General features: G+C 60.9%; 18 protein-coding genes. 14 read left to right on the top strand and 4 right to left on the bottom strand.

Features of this window, described 5'->3' with window-relative positions; translation table 11 throughout:
- The first annotated feature begins 34 nt into the window (after positions 1–34).
- From secY to dsbD, 10 genes are all read left to right on the top strand, one after another.
- A complete protein-coding gene (secY, locus tag IHE30_RS08575; protein WP_337689923.1) occupies positions 35–1,369 on the top strand; it encodes a preprotein translocase subunit SecY in 1,335 nt (444 codons plus the stop codon).
- Between the two features lie 9 nt (positions 1,370–1,378).
- A complete protein-coding gene (infA, locus tag IHE30_RS08570; protein ID WP_041753265.1) occupies positions 1,379–1,597 on the top strand; it encodes a translation initiation factor IF-1 in 219 nt (72 codons plus the stop codon).
- 20 nt (positions 1,598–1,617) lie between these two features.
- Positions 1,618–1,734, top strand: coding sequence for a 50S ribosomal protein L36 (gene rpmJ / locus IHE30_RS08565; RefSeq protein WP_041754149.1), 117 nt, complete (start codon positions 1,618–1,620; stop codon positions 1,732–1,734).
- A gap of 34 nt (positions 1,735–1,768) precedes the next feature.
- Positions 1,769–2,134: a 30S ribosomal protein S13 gene (gene rpsM, locus IHE30_RS08560; protein WP_013434807.1), complete on the top strand. Its 366-nt coding sequence runs from the start codon at positions 1,769–1,771 to the stop codon at positions 2,132–2,134.
- 28 nt (positions 2,135–2,162) lie between these two features.
- The gene (rpsK, locus tag IHE30_RS08555) at positions 2,163–2,567 is read left to right on the top strand and encodes a 30S ribosomal protein S11 (RefSeq protein ID WP_013434808.1); all 405 of its coding nucleotides are present in this window, start codon (positions 2,163–2,165) and stop codon (positions 2,565–2,567) included.
- A 150-nt stretch (positions 2,568–2,717) separates the two neighbouring features.
- On the top strand, positions 2,718–3,341 hold the full coding sequence (gene rpsD / locus IHE30_RS08550; protein ID WP_337689922.1) for a 30S ribosomal protein S4: 624 nt from the start codon (positions 2,718–2,720) through the stop codon (positions 3,339–3,341).
- A 133-nt stretch (positions 3,342–3,474) separates the two neighbouring features.
- Entirely contained in the window at positions 3,475–4,452 is a 978-nt protein-coding gene (locus tag IHE30_RS08545; RefSeq protein WP_337689921.1) for a DNA-directed RNA polymerase subunit alpha, read from the top strand.
- 165 nt (positions 4,453–4,617) lie between these two features.
- Positions 4,618–5,013: a 50S ribosomal protein L17 gene (rplQ, locus tag IHE30_RS08540; RefSeq protein WP_337689920.1), complete on the top strand. Its 396-nt coding sequence runs from the start codon at positions 4,618–4,620 to the stop codon at positions 5,011–5,013.
- A gap of 156 nt (positions 5,014–5,169) precedes the next feature.
- Entirely contained in the window at positions 5,170–5,520 is a 351-nt protein-coding gene (gene cutA / locus IHE30_RS08535; RefSeq protein WP_337689919.1) for a divalent-cation tolerance protein CutA, read from the top strand.
- Positions 5,513–7,378 (top strand): protein-disulfide reductase DsbD, encoded by a 1,866-nt coding sequence (gene dsbD, locus IHE30_RS08530; RefSeq protein WP_337689918.1) that lies wholly within the window; start codon positions 5,513–5,515, stop codon positions 7,376–7,378. The genes cutA and dsbD overlap by 8 nt, the downstream gene beginning before the upstream one ends.
- 264 nt (positions 7,379–7,642) lie before the next feature.
- Here dsbD and hemB read toward each other — a convergent pair whose 3' ends face one another.
- Entirely contained in the window at positions 7,643–8,644 is a 1,002-nt protein-coding gene (hemB, locus tag IHE30_RS08525; protein WP_337689917.1) for a porphobilinogen synthase, read from the bottom strand.
- Between the two features lie 213 nt (positions 8,645–8,857).
- Positions 8,858–9,526, bottom strand: a complete 669-nt coding sequence (gene yihA / locus IHE30_RS08520) for a ribosome biogenesis GTP-binding protein YihA/YsxC (protein WP_337689916.1) — start codon at positions 9,524–9,526, stop codon at positions 8,858–8,860.
- A 202-nt stretch (positions 9,527–9,728) separates the two neighbouring features.
- On the opposite strand from yihA, the gene IHE30_RS08515 reads away from it, so the two are divergent.
- The 3 genes from IHE30_RS08515 to ccsB are packed head-to-tail and all read left to right on the top strand — an operon-like array spanning position 9,729 to position 13,955.
- Positions 9,729–10,388 carry a c-type cytochrome gene (locus IHE30_RS08515; RefSeq protein WP_337689915.1) on the top strand — a complete coding sequence of 220 codons (660 nt, stop codon included), beginning with the start codon at positions 9,729–9,731 and terminating at the stop codon, positions 10,386–10,388.
- 37 nt (positions 10,389–10,425) lie between these two features.
- A complete protein-coding gene (locus IHE30_RS08510; RefSeq protein WP_337689914.1) occupies positions 10,426–12,702 on the top strand; it encodes a cytochrome c biogenesis protein ResB in 2,277 nt (758 codons plus the stop codon).
- 5 nt (positions 12,703–12,707) lie between these two features.
- Positions 12,708–13,955: a c-type cytochrome biogenesis protein CcsB gene (gene ccsB / locus IHE30_RS08505; RefSeq protein WP_337689913.1), complete on the top strand. Its 1,248-nt coding sequence runs from the start codon at positions 12,708–12,710 to the stop codon at positions 13,953–13,955.
- A gap of 206 nt (positions 13,956–14,161) precedes the next feature.
- Here ccsB and lysA read toward each other — a convergent pair whose 3' ends face one another.
- Both lysA and lptM read right to left on the bottom strand, forming a co-directional pair.
- Entirely contained in the window at positions 14,162–15,424 is a 1,263-nt protein-coding gene (gene lysA, locus IHE30_RS08500; protein WP_337689912.1) for a diaminopimelate decarboxylase, read from the bottom strand.
- 3 nt (positions 15,425–15,427) lie between these two features.
- Positions 15,428–15,757: an LPS translocon maturation chaperone LptM gene (lptM, locus tag IHE30_RS08495; protein WP_337689911.1), complete on the bottom strand. Its 330-nt coding sequence runs from the start codon at positions 15,755–15,757 to the stop codon at positions 15,428–15,430.
- 35 nt (positions 15,758–15,792) lie between these two features.
- Between lptM and cyaY the strand changes: the two genes are divergently transcribed.
- Positions 15,793–16,128 (top strand): iron donor protein CyaY, encoded by a 336-nt coding sequence (cyaY, locus tag IHE30_RS08490; RefSeq protein ID WP_337689910.1) that lies wholly within the window; start codon positions 15,793–15,795, stop codon positions 16,126–16,128.
- The last annotated feature ends 16 nt before the right edge of the window (positions 16,129–16,144 follow it).

Here is a 16,144-nt window from a genome sequence, read left to right as displayed (position 1 = left end):
ACGCAGTCACTCGGATTTGCTACGGAGAAGGTTCTTGGCTAACAGCCCGACTTTCGCAAAGACTGGACGCGGTGGGCCGAAGTACGGCGATCTGCGCCGGCGGCTGGTCTTTCTGCTGCTGGCGTTGATCGTCTACCGGATCGGCGCGCATATCCCGGTACCGGGAATCGATCCCGACCAACTGGCCAAGCTGTTCCAAAGCCAGTCCGGCGGCATCCTGGCCATGTTCAACATGTTCTCGGGTGGCGCGCTGTCGCGGTTCACGGTGTTTGCGCTGGGGATCATGCCGTACATCTCGGCATCGATCATCATGCAGCTGCTCTCGATCGTGTCCCCGCAGTTGGAAGCGCTGAAGAAGGAAGGGCAAGCGGGTCAGCGCAAGATTACCCAGTACACGCGCTATTTTACGGTGGCGCTGGCGACGTTCCAGGCGTTTAGTATCGCGGTTGCGCTCGAGAATCAGCCGTACTTGGTGACCGATCCAGGCATGATGTTCCGGCTCACGACGGTGGTGACACTGGTGACCGGCACGATGTTCCTGATGTGGCTCGGCGAGCAGATCACTGAGCGCGGTTTGGGCAACGGGATTTCGATCATTATCTTCGGCGGTATCGCGGCGGGTTTCCCGAACGCGATCGGCGGGCTGTTCGAACTGGTGCGCACTGGATCGATGAGCATCATCGCGGCGATCATCATCGTCGTGCTGATTGCCGCGGTCACGTATCTGGTCGTGTTTATCGAACGGGGGCAACGCAAGATCCTTGTGAACTATGCGAAGCGCCAAGTCGGTAACAAGATCTATGGCGGCCAGTCGTCGCACCTGCCGTTGAAGCTGAACATGTCGGGTGTGATTCCGCCGATTTTCGCGTCGTCGATCATCCTGCTGCCGGCGACGATCGCGAACTGGGTCAGCTCCGGTGCGAACATGCGTTGGCTGCATGACCTGGCGTCGACGTTGGCGCCGGGGCAACCGGTGTACGTGATGTTGTACGCGTTGGCGATTGTTTTCTTCTGCTTCTTCTACACTGCGTTGGTGTTCAATAGCAAGGAAACAGCCGACAACCTGAAGAAAAGCGGTGCCTTTGTTCCGGGGATTCGCCCGGGTGAGCAGACTGCGCGTTATATCGACAAGATTCTCACACGTCTGACGCTAGCCGGTGCGATCTATATCGTATTCGTGTGCCTCTTGCCCGAATTCCTGGTACTGCGCTGGAACGTGCCGTTCTACTTCGGTGGCACATCGCTGCTGATCATTGTCGTCGTGACGATGGACTTCATGGCGCAGGTGCAGTCGTACGTTATGTCGCAACAGTATGAATCGCTGCTCAAGAAAGCCAATTTCAAGGGCGGCAACATCCCGATGCGTTGAGCAAGGAATATGGCCAAAGACGATGTCATTCAGATGCAAGGTGAGGTCATTGAGAACCTTCCTAATGCAACATTCCGGGTCAAACTGGAAAACGGCCATGTCGTGTTGGGGCATATCTCCGGGAAGATGCGGATGCACTATATCCGGATCCTCCCGGGCGACAGGGTAACGGTGGAATTGACGCCTTACGATCTGTCTCGTGCGCGGATCGTGTTCCGGGCGAAGTGATTGAGAAAAAGGGTAATATCATGAAAGTGATGGCATCGGTTAAGTGCATTTGCCGCAATTGCAAAATCATCAAGCGCAAGGGCGTCGTGCGCGTCATTTGCAGCTCGGATCCGCGTCACAAGCAGCGCCAGGGCTAAGGCCACGCTTGCGCTTTTTGTTTGAGGAAAAACAATGGCTCGTATCGCAGGGGTTAACATCCCAGTTCACAAGCACACCGTGATCGGCCTGCAGGCGATTCTCGGTATTGGTGCCTCGCGCGCACGGTTGATCTGTGTGGCAGCTGGCGTGGACACTTCGAAGAAGGTCAAGGAACTGACCGACGCGGATCTCGAAAAGCTGCGCGATGAAGTCGCGAAGTTCGTCGTCGAGGGCGATTTGCGCCGCGAAGTGACGATGAACATCAAGCGCAAGATGGACATCGGTTGCTACGAAGGCGTCCGCCATCGCAAGGGTCTGCCCATGCGCGGTCAGCGCACGCGCACGAATGCCCGTACCCGCAAGGGTCCGCGTCGTGCAGCCCAAGCGCTGAAGAAGTAAGCGGAACTGACAGTTACAGGAAAACGTAATGGCTAAGGCTTCGAACAGCAGCGCGGCGCAACGCGTTCGCAAGAAGGTCAAAAAGAACGTCGCTGAGGGCGTAGTGCACGTCCATGCGTCGTTCAATAACACGATCATCACGATCACGGACCGCCAGGGCAACGCACTGGCGTGGGCGACGTCGGGTGGTCAAGGGTTCAAGGGTTCGCGCAAGTCGACCCCGTTCGCTGCGCAGGTTGCCGCCGAGTCGGCCGGCCGCGTCGCGGTGGAGTATGGCGTGAAGAACCTCGAGGTCCGGATCAAGGGTCCGGGCCCGGGTCGCGAATCGGCAGTTCGCGCGCTGCACGGCCTTGGCATCAAGATCACGTCAATTTCCGATGTGACACCGGTGCCGCACAACGGATGTCGTCCGCCGAAGCGCCGCCGCATCTAATGCTGGCAAGTGTATGGGAGCCTGTTGCTGCGCACGGCAACAGGCTCCCTGCATTGTAAGTTTATTGACTAAGTCCACCGTTCGGCCCAAAGGGCGCGAACTAGCGCGGATCGGCCAGACCCGCGTGAATCAACGTTAAGGAATTGCAAAGTGGCACGCTATACCGGTCCAAAAGCAAAACTGTCCCGCCGCGAAGGCACCGATCTGTTCCTGAAGAGCGCGCGTCGCTCGCTCGCCGATAAGTGCAAGCTGGACAGCAAGCCGGGTCAGCATGGTCGTACGTCGGGCGCCCGCACGTCCGACTACGGTCTGCAACTGCGCGAGAAGCAAAAGGTGAAGCGGATCTACGGCGTGCTCGAGCGCCAGTTCCGTCGTTACTTCGCCGAAGCCGATCGCCGCAAGGGCAACACCGGCGAAACGCTGCTGCAACTGCTCGAGTCGCGTCTGGACACGGTCGTGTATCGCATGGGCTTCGGCTCGACGCGCGCTGAAGCGCGTCAGCTGGTCAGCCACAAGGCGATTACGGTGAACGGCCAAGTGGCGAACATCCCGTCATTGCAGGTGAAAGCCGGCGACGTGGTCGCCGTGCGTGAGCAAGCGAAGAAGCAGACGCGGATTCAGGAGGCGTTGTCGCTGGCTGAGCAGAACAACTTTCCGGGCTGGGTGTCGGTCGATGCGAAGAAGTTTGAAGGCACCTTCAAGCACATGCCGGAGCGTAGCGACATTGCCGGCGACATTAACGAAAGCCTGATTGTCGAATTGTATTCGCGCTAATCGTATCGACGGCCGAGCTGCTTGTCCGCGCGGGCGCGCCCGTGTGCGCCGGTGACTCGGCTGTTCGTTTTTCAGGTTGTCACCGGTCAGCCTTATCGGTGTAACGAGCCGAGGGTATTGAAAAGGAAAACCTATGCAAACCAGTTTGTTGAAGCCCAAGATCATCGCAGTGGATTCGCTTGGCGACAATCACGCGAAAGTGGTCATGGAACCGTTTGAACGCGGTTATGGCCACACCTTGGGCAATGCGCTCCGGCGTGTTTTGCTCTCGTCGATGATCGGCTATGCGCCGACCGAAGTGACGATCGCCGGCGTCGTTCACGAGTATTCGACGCTTGACGGTGTGCAAGAGGACGTGGTCAACCTGCTGCTGAACCTCAAGGGCGTGGTGTTCAAGCTGCACAACCGCGATGAAGTGACCGTCACGCTGCGCAAGGAAGGCGAGGGCGTGGTGACCGCCGGTGACATCGAAGTGCCGCACGATTGCGAGGTTATCAATCCGGAGCACATTGTCGCCCATCTGTCTAAGGGCGGCAAACTCGACGTGCAGATCAAGATCGAGAAGGGTCGTGGCTATGTGCCGGGCAACGTGCGCCGCTATGGCGACGAAAGCGCAAAGGTCATCGGCCGCATCGTGCTCGATGCGTCGTTCTCGCCGGTTCGCCGAGTCAGCTACGCGGTCGAGAGTGCACGGGTCGAGCAGCGTACCGACCTGGACAAGCTCGTGATGAACATCGAGACCAATGGCGTGATTTCGCCGGAAGAAGCGATTCGTCAATCGGCTCGCATCCTGGTCGACCAGTTGTCCGTGTTTGCGGCGCTGGAAGGCACCGAAGCGGCGGCTGAAGCGCCGTCGCGCGCACCGCAGATCGATCCGGTCCTGCTGCGTCCGGTCGACGATCTCGAGCTGACGGTACGCTCCGCGAACTGTCTGAAGGCCGAGAACATCTACTATATCGGTGACCTGATCCAGCGTACCGAGAACGAGTTGCTGAAGACGCCGAATCTGGGCCGCAAGTCGTTGAACGAGATCAAGGAAGTGCTCGCTTCGCGTGGCTTGACGCTCGGCATGAAGCTGGAGAATTGGCCGCCGGCTGGCCTCGACAAGTAATCGGCGGGCGTTGCTGCCTGTTGCAATGCACTGGCAATGACGCGGATATTCTTTTAGAATCCGCGTCTTGTCGTATTCCGTACCGGCCCGTGTACGTTCCTCGTATTTCGTATCGAGTCGTGCAATAGAAGAGCTGGATCAAAACTTTGAATCAAGGAAACTGAAATGCGTCACCGTCACGGTTTGCGGAAACTGAACCGCACGAGCAGCCACCGCTTAGCGATGCTCCGTAATATGTCGAACTCGTTGATCGAGCACGAAGTCATCAAGACGACGTTGCCCAAAGCAAAGGAGCTTCGCAAGGTTGTCGAGCCGCTGATCACGCTGGGCAAGAAGCCGTCCGTCGCGAACCGCCGTCTTGCCTTCGCGCGACTGCGTGACGACAAGTCGGTATCGAAGTTGTTCGAAGTGCTTGGTCCACGCTACGCAACGCGCCCGGGTGGCTATCTGCGGATCCTGAAGTTCGGCTTCCGCGTTGGTGATAACGCACCGATGGCGCTGGTTGAGTTGGTTGACCGCCCGGTCGTCGAGGAAGCAGTGGAAGCGGCAGAAGACGAATAAACGCTGCGTCAGCAAATCAAAGGCCAAGCTCAGCTTGGCCTTTTTCTTTATGCGTTGCATCTGGAGATTGGTTTGGCGCACGAACACGATCGCACACGGGTGTTACGATATCGCGGTAGGAGGCGGCGTGCCCGGTAGGCTGTCGCCCATCGTTTAATGATGCCGGAGGAACGTGTGTCATCGCCTGTCATTCTGACGCTCACCACATTGCCCGATGCCCAGGCCGCGGCGACGCTTGCTCGTGCCGTACTGGATGCACGGTTAGCGGCCTGTGCGACGCAACTTGCGCCATCGCGCTCGCTCTATCATTGGCAAGGCGGGCTCGAACACGCGGACGAGGTGCCACTGTTGTTCAAAACGGCGGTGGCGCGTGCGCTCGAATTAGAAAAGTTTATTGCCGCAAACCATCCGTATCAGACGCCGGAGATTCTGTCCTGGTCCGCTGCGTCGTCGCCTGCCTACGCGTTGTGGGTTGATACGGAGACATCACGTCCGATACATGTTTAGTCCGTCTTTCAAACGTTCGACTACCGTGTCATGGTTGACCGGGATCGCGCTGATTATCGCGGCGCTGTGGGCAGCCTTGGCGTTTCGCGCCGCATGGGCGAGCGACGCGTTTCTCGAGCCACAAGACGCGTTTCAGTTCAGCTCGGTCGAAAAGCCGGGGACGGTCGAGTTGCATTTCAGCATTGCCGATGGCTACTACCTGTACCGTGAGCGCTTTGCGTTTGCCGTCAAGTCGGGCGATGCCGAGCTGGGGGCGCCACAGCTGCCGCCTGGCAAGGTCAAGTTCGACCAGACCTTTAATCAGGACGTCGAGACTTACCGCGGCAACCTTGTCGTCACGGTGCCCATTACCCGCGCGGGCGGCGCATTCGATCTTGTCGTGACGTCGCAGGGCTGCGCGGACCAGGGGATCTGTTACCCGCCGGCCGAGCACGTCGTGCATCTGAATGGCCCGGCGGTAAAGGCTGGCGTGGCAGGCATGACGGCGACCGGTGACGGCAACGCACGATCGGGTTCGTTGATCGAGCGCTTGTTCAGCGCCGATGATGCGCAGGCCGTGTTGCAACAGGACGGATTATTTGCCGTGCTGGCGTTCTTCTTTGCCGGTGGCATCGTGTTGAGCTTGTTTCCCTGCTCGCTGCCGATGATTCCGATTCTGTCATCGATCATTGTTGGCCAAGGGGCTCACGTGACACGCGCGCGCGGCTTCACGCTGTCAGTGGCTTATGTGTTTGGCATGGCGCTGGTGTACGCGTTGCTCGGCGTAGCGGCTGCGGCGATCGGCCAAAGCCTCGGGGCGTGGTTGCAGAACCGATGGGTGCTCGGTGTCTTCGCGGTACTGATTGCGGGGATGGGGGGCTTGTTGCTAGCTGGCCGGGATATTCAGTTGCCACAGGGGCTGCAGGACCGCGCCAATGCGCTGTCGCAGCGCCAGGCGGGGGGCCGGTTTGCGGCCGTCTTTATCATGGGGGCGTTGTCAGCTGTTGTCGTCGGCGCATGTATGACCGCGCCGCTGGCTGCGATCCTGCTATTCATCGCGCATACCGGCAACATCGGCGTAGGGGCCGCATCGTTGTTCGCGATGGGCCTCGGCAATGGCGTGCCGCTACTGGTCGTTGGGATCGGGGCCGGCACGCTGCTGCCGCGCGCGGGTCGCTGGATGGACGCCGTCAAGCGCGTTTTCGGCATGATGCTGTTGGCCGTCGCGCTATGGCTTGTGACACCGGTGTTGCCCGGCACGATCTCGATGTTGCTGGCGGCGCTGTGGCTGATGTTCACGGCAGCGCTACTGCGGCTTTTTGATCGCTCAACCGGTACGGTATCGATTGGGGCGCGATTGGGTAAGGGCCTGGCTGCGGCGCTTGCCGTGTGGGCTGTCGCACTGCTGGTTGGGGTGGCCGCCGGTTCGTCAGATCCGCTCAGACCGCTCGCGGTCTTTGCCGGCGCGCGGACCGGACCCGTGACGGCGGCAACGATCGCCGTCACTGCCTCTACCTTTACCCCGGTCACGTCGACGGCACAGTTGGATCAGGTGCTGAGCGCGGCGCGGCGGCCGGCGCTGTTGGATTTCTACGCGAACTGGTGCACCAGTTGCAAGGAAATGGAGCAGTTCACGTTCAGTGACGAGCGTGTGCGGACAAGATTGGCGTCGATGACCCGGCTGCGTGCCGACGTCACGGCGAACAGCGCCGACGACCAGGCATTGCTGCGGCGCTTTCGGCTGTTTGGGCCACCCGGGATTATTTTCTTCGACGCTCAAGGCCGGGAGCTGGCTCGGGTTGTCGGCTATCAGTCGCCGGAGCTTTTCCTGAAAAGCCTGGACCGCCTGATCGGTGCCTCGTCACCTGTCGCCGGCTAAGCGTCGTGGAGCGGGCGCTGCTGACGATGTGACGCCGGATCATGCCAGAAGCGGGCCCCGCGCTACTAGCTTACCGGCGCTGGATCGCCTACCGTGGATAGGCCTTGCCGGATGGTTCCCGCCCGATCGCGCTCCCGGATCACCGTTGCTGGACCGACTGCTCCGGATAGGCTCCGCCTGGGCGCGCCCGCTGGATCGTACCTGCTGGATGGCTCGGGTTGGAGGGGGCGGGTTGAATCGCGCCCATGTGAGGCGGGGGCGGCATCAGCAACGCTGTTCCCGCAGGATACGGGCGGCATCCAGTGCAAAATAGGTCAGCACACCATCCGCGCCAGCCCGCTTAAATGCCAGCAACGACTCCATAACAACCTTGTCGTGGTCCAGCCAGCCGTTTTGTGCGGCGGCCTTTAGCATCGCGTACTCGCCGCTGACCTGATACGCATAGGTTGGGAAGTGAAAGGCCTCTTTCACCCGATACACGATGTCCAGGTACGGCATACCAGGCTTGACCATGACCATGTCCGCGCCTTCCTCGATGTCCAACTGGACCTCACGCAGCGCTTCGTCGCCATTGGCCGGATCCATCTGGTACGTCATCTTGTTACCCTTGCCTAGATTGGCCGCCGAGCCGACCGCGTCACGGAACGGACCGTAAAATGCTGACGCATACTTGGCCGCATAAGCCATGATCCGGGTATGGATATGGCCTTCGTTCTCGAGCATTGCGCGGATCGAGCCGATCCGGCCGTCCATCATGTCTGATGGCGCTACGATATCGACGCCGGCTTGCGCTTGCGTGCGTGCCTGCTCAACGAGGAGCGCCGACGTCACGTCGTTGATCACGTAGCCATGCTCGTCCAGCACGCCGTCTTGTCCGTGGCTCGTGTACGGATCTAGCGCGACGTCGGTCAGCACGCCAAGCTCGGGAAAGCGGCGCTTGAGCTCGCGCACCGCCCGCGGGATTAGCCCCGCGGGGTTGCTCGCCTCCCGTCCGTCCGGCGTCTTCAGCGAGGGTTCGATCGCTGGAAACAACGAGAGCACTGGAATGCCGGCCTTGACACATTGTTCAGCCACACCCATTAACAGATCGATGGACGTACGTTCGACGCCCGGCAATGAAGCCACGGGTTGGCGAACCTGCGTGCCTTCGACGACGAATACTGGGTAGATCAGATCATCCGTCGTCAGGCGGTTCTCACGCATTAGGCGGCGCGAGAAATCATCGCGACGCATGCGACGCGGACGGTATTGGGGAAAGAAACTCATAGGGATGCGTATTCGAGTCGGTTATCGGACAGATGGCAATGCCCAAAATTTTTCGGGCCATTGGTATATCATACCGAGCGAGCGTCGCACGATGTGCGGAACTCCCCGCTTCTCCTCCCTGAGCGGGTGCCTGTCGTTCTACGATTAGGCTGTTAACCCGCCGCGTGACGGCGGGTTTTTTTTATCTGCGCCTTATTTATCGGTGCCTCATGCCTATTCGCTCGCATCGGGGCCGGATTGCGCATCCGCTTGCGAAGCGGCGTCAGGTGCCAGCCAGTGCTCCAGCCGGGTGTGCGCCTGGTCTAGGCCGATACGCTTGAGGGCCGAAAACAGCTGTAGCGTGATCTCGCTGCGCAGGCCGGCAGCCTGATAAGCGGTGGCAGCTTTTTGCGCGGCGCGCAGGGCATTCGTGCTTTCCTGTCGCGTCAATTTGTCGCATTTGGTCAGCAGCACGTGGATCGGCCGCGCGGTCGCGCCGAACCACTCGACCATGCGCCGGTCCAGTTCCGTGAACGGCCGCCGTGAATCCATCATGAGGATCAGGCCGCGGATCTGCGGTCGCGTCGTCAGGTAGGTGCTCAGTAACGCCTCCCAATGCGCCTTCGCGGCGCCGGGCACTTCGGCGTATCCGTACCCGGGCAGATCTACCAGATGCGCGATGGGCGCATCCGCCGGCCCAATTGCGAAGTAATTGATATGCTGGGTGCGCCCAGGCGTCTTGCTTGCAAATGCAAGCCGCTTCTGGTTGCACAACACGTTGATCGCTGTGGACTTGCCGGCGTTGGAGCGGCCGGCGAACGCCACTTCCGGCTGTATCGTCGCGGGCAGGTCGCGCAGATGGTTGACGGTCGTGAAAAAACGGGACTGATGTAGCAAGGGCATGAGATCACCAACAGGGCGGCGCAATGCAAAGGCAGTGGCCGGGCGACCCCGGGCTGGCATCAACGCGAATAGCGCGTTATTGTACAATGCGACGGTTCACTGACGATCCGATTGTGTGCCCGCCGGGTCGCCGGAGGCTGCCTACCGTCGTTTGTTGCAGAACCTCAGTTCTCTTTCCTACAAGACGAAACAAGGTGTGCGAATGAACCGATTGAGCAAGTCTGTGGTCGTGCTTCAAATGTTGGCAGGAATCGGTGTGGTGCCGGGATGGGCAAGGTTAGCAGGCGCGGCGGATGCGCCGGCAAAGCCGGACCTCAATCGGGGACAAGCCATTGCTGCCCAGGTGTGTGCGACGTGTCATGGCACGGACGGCAACAGCGTGGGTGGGGCATTCCCGAAGCTTGCCGGACAGCATGCAGATTATACCGTTAAGCAATTGAGCAATTTTAAGACGCCGCCGGGCGCGAAGCAACCGGAGCGCAAGAACGACGTGATGGCTCCTTTTGCCGCTGCGCTATCGGATCAGGACACAGCGAACGTGGCGGCCTATTTTGCGTCGCAGCAGCAAACGCCCGGATTCGCGCGCGACCATGCGTTGGTGGCGGTGGGCCAGCGAATCTGGCGCGGCGGCATCCCAGAGAAGGGCGTGCCGGCGTGCGCGGGTTGCCACGGACCCGCCGGCGCCGGGATTCCGGCGCAGTATCCGCGCCTGGCCGGGCAGTGGAGCGACTACACGATCGCGCAATTGAGGGCGTTCGCAGAAGGCACACGCAACAACAACGTGCCGATGAGCCAGATCGCGGCGCGGCTCAGTGATCCTGAGATTAAGGCGGTGGCCGACTACATTAGCGGCTTGCGGTAATGCGGCGGTGGCGGGCAGCGTTCCAATGGAGTGTGAATTGAGTGTTTCAACGTCGGGCGTGCAGATTCGTACCGGACATCGGATCGTGCGCGACGCGATCGAGCTGCTCAGCTCGATGCGCTTTGCGATCAGCCTGCTGGTCATTCTTGCGATCGCGAGCGTCATCGGCACGGTGCTGACGCAGGAAGACCCCTACCCGAACTACGTCAACCAGTTCGGTCCGTTCTGGGCCGACATCTTCCGCGCGCTCAGGCTATACACGATGTACAGCGCGTGGTGGTTCCTGCTAATTCTTGCGTTCCTGATCGTGTCGATCTCGCTGTGCGTGATCCGCAATGCGCCGAAGATGATCGCCGACATGAAAAGCTGGAAGGAGCGCGTGCGCGAGGGCAGCTTGCGCGCATTCCACCATAATGCGGAGTATGTGACAAAGATGGACCGGGAGCAGGCGGCGCAGACGCTCGGCGCGCTCGTGCGCCGGCTCGGCTATCAGATGCGGGCCGTGCCGTGCGACGAACCCGACGGGACGGCGACGCTGATCACCGCCAAGCGTGGCGCATTCAATAAGCTCGGCTATCTCTTCGCCCATCTGGCGATCATTGTGATTTGCCTCGGCGGGTTGCTTGACAGCAACCTACCGATCAAGCTGCAAATGTGGCTATTCAACAAGACCCCTGTGCAGTCCAACCAGGTGATCAGCCAGATTGGCGCGGAGCACCGGTTGTCGGCGTCCAATCCAACCTTTCGGGGCTATGCCTGGGTGCCGGAAGGCCAGCATGTGTCCACGGCAATACTGAACCAGCAGCATGGTTCCCTGATTCAGGATTTGCCGTTCTCGATCGAGTTGAATAAGTTTATCGTCGGTTATTATTCGACCGGTATGCCTAAGTTGTTCGCCAGCGACATCGTCGTAGTCGACCATGACAGCGGCAAGCGCATCCCGGCGCGTGTCGAAGTCAACAAGCCGTTCGTCTACGGCGGCGTGGCCATCTACCAATCCAGTTTCCAGGATGGCGGCTCGACGATGCGCATGAGCGCTTACCCGATGACCGGCACCAGCAACCAGCCCGTGCCGCTTGCCGGTACGATCGGCGAATCGATGCCGCTGGGATCGCTCGGGCAGGACGACACCGTCGAGTTCACGGATTTTCGGGCCATCAATGTCGAGAATGTGGCGAACGGCGCCGGGCAGAAGGATGCGCGCGGCGTATCGCATCAATCGCTCAAGCAGGCGTTTGACGAACGGTTGGGGTCGGGCGCGAAGACCTCGAAACCGGTCGAGCTGCGCAATGTCGGTCCGTCCGTGCAGTTCAAGATTCGCGACAAGAACGGGCAGGCGCATGAATATAATCATTACATGCTGCCGGTGCTGATCGATGGCCAGCGCTTGTTCCTGGCAGGCATGCGCAGTCGTCCCGATGATCCGTTCCGCTACTTGCGCATTCCGGCGGACAACGCCGGCTCCGTCAATGAATGGATGCGGCTGCGCGCGGCACTGGCGGATCCCGTCGTGCGCGCCGAGGCGGTGCGCCGATTCACCGTACGCTCGATGCCATCGGTCGGCAGTAGTGAATTGCAGAGCCATTTGCGCGACAGCGCCGCGCGCGTGCTGAACCTGTTCGCCGGCGGCGCGCACACCGATGGCATGCCCGCCGGCACGCCCCCGAGCGGCGGATTCCAGGCCGTGGCCGAGTTCATTGACCATTCGGTGCCGAGCGCGGAGCAGCAAAAAGCAGCCGAGTTGTTGTTGCGGATGCTCGAAGGGGCGATCTGGGAAGTGTGGCAGATCGCACGGGAGCGCGCCGGGGAGTCGCCCACGCCGCCCGACGCCGATAACACGCGCTTCATGCAAAGCGCCATGAATGCGTTGTCGGACAGTTTTTTCTACGGCGCGCCAGTGTACCTGCAACTTGACTCCTTCGAGCAGGTGCAGGCGTCGGTGTTTCAGCTGACCCGCGCGCCCGGTAAGCATCTCGTGTATCTTGGCAGCCTCTTGCTTGTGCTGGGTATCTTTGCGATGTTCTACGTGCGCGAACGCCGTCTGTGGATCTGGCTCAAGCCCGAGGGGCAGCACGGCGGCACCCGCGTCCTGATGGCCATGTCCACGGCCCGCAGCACGCTCGATTTTGCTGGCGAATACGTGCGCATGCGCGACGCGCTCGGCGCGGCGCTGGGTGTACGGCCGCTTGATGCAGGCCCGTCGCATGTTGCCACGTCCTATGTCGATACGCATTCGTCCGATGCCGGCGACGATGCACCGTCGTCGCAAACGGGGGGCACGTCGGCACCAACCTTACGGTCCCCGCAAAAGTAAAGATTATGGATTTAACTCATTCGTCTTCCCAGCCCGCTCGGGCTTCAGCGGCGGATACGGCGTCACGCCCGCCGTGCGCCGCCCAAGCCACTGCGTCGGTTGAGGGGCCGTTGGCTGGGCTACCAGACGCCGATACCCGTGCGCTACTGCGCCGCCTGACGCTGCTCGACGGGTTGTTCGCGTTGCTGGTGATTGTAGGCGCGGGCTTCGCGCTGTCGCGCTATCACGTGTACATGAACGGGTATGACGTCGGTGTCCTGTGCGGTACCGTGCCGGCGTTGATCGTGCTGGGCTGGCGCTGGAAACCGGTTCGATGGCTGGCGCTGGGCATCGCGGTGCTGGCACTGTCCGGCGTGGCGCTGTATCGTGGCGACCTGGCACGGGCCGAGTCGACGTTTTTCTTGAAGTACCTGCTGTCGAGCCAGTCGGCGATCCTGTGGATGAGCGCGCTGTTTGTCATCGCGACCGTGTTCTACTGGATCGGCACGCTAACGCGCTCGGCCTCGGGCGGCGCGATCGGCTCGAAGCTGACGTGGGCGGCGGTATGGATGGGATTCGTGGGAATGATGGTGCGCTGGTACGAGTCGTACTTAATCAGCCCGGATGTCGGCCACATTCCGATTTCGAACCTGTATGAAGTGTTCGTGCTGTTCTGCCTAATTACTGCGCTGTTTTATCTTTATTACGAATCGCATTACCGCACGCGGGCGTTGGGTGCATTCGTGCTGCTAGTGATCAGCGCGGCCGTCGGATTTCTGATGTGGTACTCGATATCACGCGACGCGCAACAAATCCAGCCGCTTGTGCCGGCGTTGCAAAGCTGGTGGATGAAGATCCATGTGCCGGCCAATTTCATCGGCTATGGCAGCTTCGCGTTATCGGCGATGGTATCAGTGGCCTATCTGCTCAAGCAGCGCGGCATGCTGGACGATCGGTTGCCTTCGCTCGCATTGCTGGACGACGTGATGTATAAGTCGATCGCGGTCGGCTTCGCTTTCTTCACGATCGCGACCATCCTTGGTGCGTTGTGGGCTGCCGAGGCTTGGGGAGGCTATTGGAGTTGGGATCCGAAGGAAACTTGGGCGCTGATCGTCTGGTTGAATTACGCGGCCTGGCTCCACATGCGGCTGATGAAAGGATTGCGTGGCGTGCCAGCAGCATGGTGGGCGCTGACCGGTTTGCTCGTGACGACTTTTGCGTTCCTCGGCGTCAATATGTTCCTGTCCGGCTTGCACAGCTACGGCAAGCTCTAGGCGTGCGGTGCACGGCGAGGACCCGCATCGCGACCGCCGCCCGCCGGCGGTTTTTTCAGTTGCATTGCATAAAATCGAAATTCGACACGGACAAGGGCGATCCGTCAGAGATCATCCGACGTGCCGAGCCGATCGGCAACGCCAACTATAGAATCATGCGGTGAGGATCGCGCTGCGCGGTAGTACCTTCTGAGCGGTCACCCGGCTCAGTCGGGTAGCACCGATTCGCCGCCCATCAACTGCGCGAGCGTTTCGCGTCGGCGGGCCACGTGCACCCGATCGCCGTCTACAAGCAACTCGGCGGCGCGGGGACGGGTGTTGTAGTTCGAGCTCATTACGAACCCGTATGCGCCGGCTGACTGTATCGCGAGTAGGTCGCCGGACTCCAGCGCGAGTGACCGATCGCGAGCCAACCAGTCGCCACTCTCGCACACCGGGCCGACGATATCGTAGGTCACCGGTGGCCGGCCATCGCGCGGTGCGACCGCGTCGATCGCGTGATATGCGTCGTACATGGCGGGGCGGGCGAGGTCGTTCATCGCCGCATCGACGATCGCGAAATGCTTGTCCGCTCCCGGCTTTAAGTATTCGACGCGGGTCAGCAAAATTCCCGCATTGCCGACCAGCGAACGGCCAGGCTCGAACCAAATTTCACGATGGCCATGTCCACGCTGATCGAAGTGGTCCAGTATCGTTTTCACGAACGTGCCAATGTTCGGCGGCGTTTCGTCATCGTAGCGAATGCCCAGGCCGCCGCCAACGTCGATATGGTCGATTGGCGCGCCGTCTGCTTCGACTTGCGCGACTAACTCGAGTACCTTGTCGATGGCATCGAGGTAGGGGGAAATCTCGGTGATTTGCGAGCCGATATGGCAGTCGATGCCCATAATGCGCACATGCTTCATGCCCAGCGCCGCGCGATACGCCGCACGCGCATCGTCGAAGGCGACGCCGAACTTGTTCGCCTTCAGGCCCGTCGAAATATACGGATGAGTCTTCGCATCGACATCGGGGTTCACTCGCAGCGATATCGGTGCGATTCGGCCTGATTCCCCGGCGACCTGGTTCAGTTGCACCAATTCGGCCAGCGACTCGACGTTGAAGCACCGCACGCCCGCATCCAACGCCATGCGCATGTCGGCTGCGTGCTTGCCGACGCCGGAAAACACCACGTCGTGTGGCTTGCCGCCGGCGGCGAGCACACGTGCGAGTTCGCCGCCGGAGACGATATCGAATCCGGCGCCCAGGCGGGCGAACACATTCAGCACGGCAAGGTTGCTGTTGGCCTTGACCGCGTAATGGACCTTGGCGCGGCGGCCGGTGCACGCGCCCGCATAGGCCTGGTAGGCGTCGGTCAGCGCGGCACGCGAATAGACGTAGAGCGGCGTGCCGTATTGTTCGGCGAGTTGGCCGGCGGGCACGCGCTCAACGTGCAATTGACCGTCGACGTAGGCGAAGGCATGGACCATGAGTCAGCGGGCAGGTTGAACCGTACCGGAGGCAGGCCGCGGAACGGACAGGTCTGGCGCGATCCGAAGGCCGCGCTGCAATGGGTCATCGAGGGATGGCGTCGCGGATGCGCCCATGGCGCTGCTGGCCGACGACGCAGCGGGGGTGGACGCCGGTTGTGCGATGAAGGCCGGCCGTTCAGGCAGCGGCGGCACACTGGGCAAGTACAACGGGCCACGCTGTCCACAGCCCGCGAGCACGGCGACTCCCCAAGCCACGATACCATACGACACCGCGCCGGCACGTGCGCGCGGACCCGCTACAATACCCGACAACCCTGAAACGACACGCATGACAAACCCTGTCAATTTAACCGGTGGAGTTTAGCATGACCGATACCGAATACCTGGAGCTGGCCGAACAGACGCTTGACGCCGTGCAGACCGCACTCGAGGGCGCGGCCGATGAGGCGGGCATCGACGTCGAATGCGAACGTAGCGGAAACGTGCTGACGCTCGAATTCGACGACGACTCGAAGATCATCGTGAACCTGCAGCCACCGATGCAGGAGATTTGGATCGCGGCGAAGTCCGGTGGATATCACTTCAAGTATATCGACGGCGCGTGGCGCGATACCCGCACATCGACCGAGTTTTTTGCGACGTTGTCCGCCGCGGTGTCGCAGCATGCGGGCCAGCCGGTCACGCTAGCACGCGCGTTGTGAGCCGCCGTGCGGTGCA

Source organism: Mycetohabitans sp. B46 (assembly GCF_037389205.1).
GTDB lineage: Bacteria > Pseudomonadota > Gammaproteobacteria > Burkholderiales > Burkholderiaceae > Mycetohabitans.
This window is presented reverse-complemented; position numbering and strand designations above follow the sequence as displayed.

What these genes read in the sequence shown, in the direction of transcription:
- infA (WP_041753265.1), top strand. Translation starts at nt 1,379, where the DNA reads ATGGCCAAAGACGATGTCATTCAGATGCAAGGTGAGGTCATTGAGAAC.
- rpmJ (WP_041754149.1), top strand. Translation starts at nt 1,618, where the DNA reads ATGAAAGTGATGGCATCGGTTAAGTGCATTTGCCGCAATTGCAAAATC.
- rpsM (WP_013434807.1), top strand. Translation starts at nt 1,769, where the DNA reads ATGGCTCGTATCGCAGGGGTTAACATCCCAGTTCACAAGCACACCGTG.
- rpsK (WP_013434808.1), top strand. Translation starts at nt 2,163, where the DNA reads ATGGCTAAGGCTTCGAACAGCAGCGCGGCGCAACGCGTTCGCAAGAAG.
- IHE30_RS08545 (WP_337689921.1), top strand. Translation starts at nt 3,475, where the DNA reads ATGCAAACCAGTTTGTTGAAGCCCAAGATCATCGCAGTGGATTCGCTT.
- rplQ (WP_337689920.1), top strand. Translation starts at nt 4,618, where the DNA reads ATGCGTCACCGTCACGGTTTGCGGAAACTGAACCGCACGAGCAGCCAC.
- cutA (WP_337689919.1), top strand. Translation starts at nt 5,170, where the DNA reads ATGATGCCGGAGGAACGTGTGTCATCGCCTGTCATTCTGACGCTCACC.
- dsbD (WP_337689918.1), top strand. Translation starts at nt 5,513, where the DNA reads ATGTTTAGTCCGTCTTTCAAACGTTCGACTACCGTGTCATGGTTGACC.
- hemB (WP_337689917.1), bottom strand. Translation starts at nt 8,644, where the DNA reads ATGAGTTTCTTTCCCCAATACCGTCCGCGTCGCATGCGTCGCGATGAT.
- yihA (WP_337689916.1), bottom strand. Translation starts at nt 9,526, where the DNA reads ATGCCCTTGCTACATCAGTCCCGTTTTTTCACGACCGTCAACCATCTG.
- IHE30_RS08515 (WP_337689915.1), top strand. Translation starts at nt 9,729, where the DNA reads ATGAACCGATTGAGCAAGTCTGTGGTCGTGCTTCAAATGTTGGCAGGA.
- ccsB (WP_337689913.1), top strand. Translation starts at nt 12,708, where the DNA reads ATGGATTTAACTCATTCGTCTTCCCAGCCCGCTCGGGCTTCAGCGGCG.
- lysA (WP_337689912.1), bottom strand. Translation starts at nt 15,424, where the DNA reads ATGGTCCATGCCTTCGCCTACGTCGACGGTCAATTGCACGTTGAGCGC.
- lptM (WP_337689911.1), bottom strand. Translation starts at nt 15,757, where the DNA reads ATGCGTGTCGTTTCAGGGTTGTCGGGTATTGTAGCGGGTCCGCGCGCA.
- cyaY (WP_337689910.1), top strand. Translation starts at nt 15,793, where the DNA reads ATGACCGATACCGAATACCTGGAGCTGGCCGAACAGACGCTTGACGCC.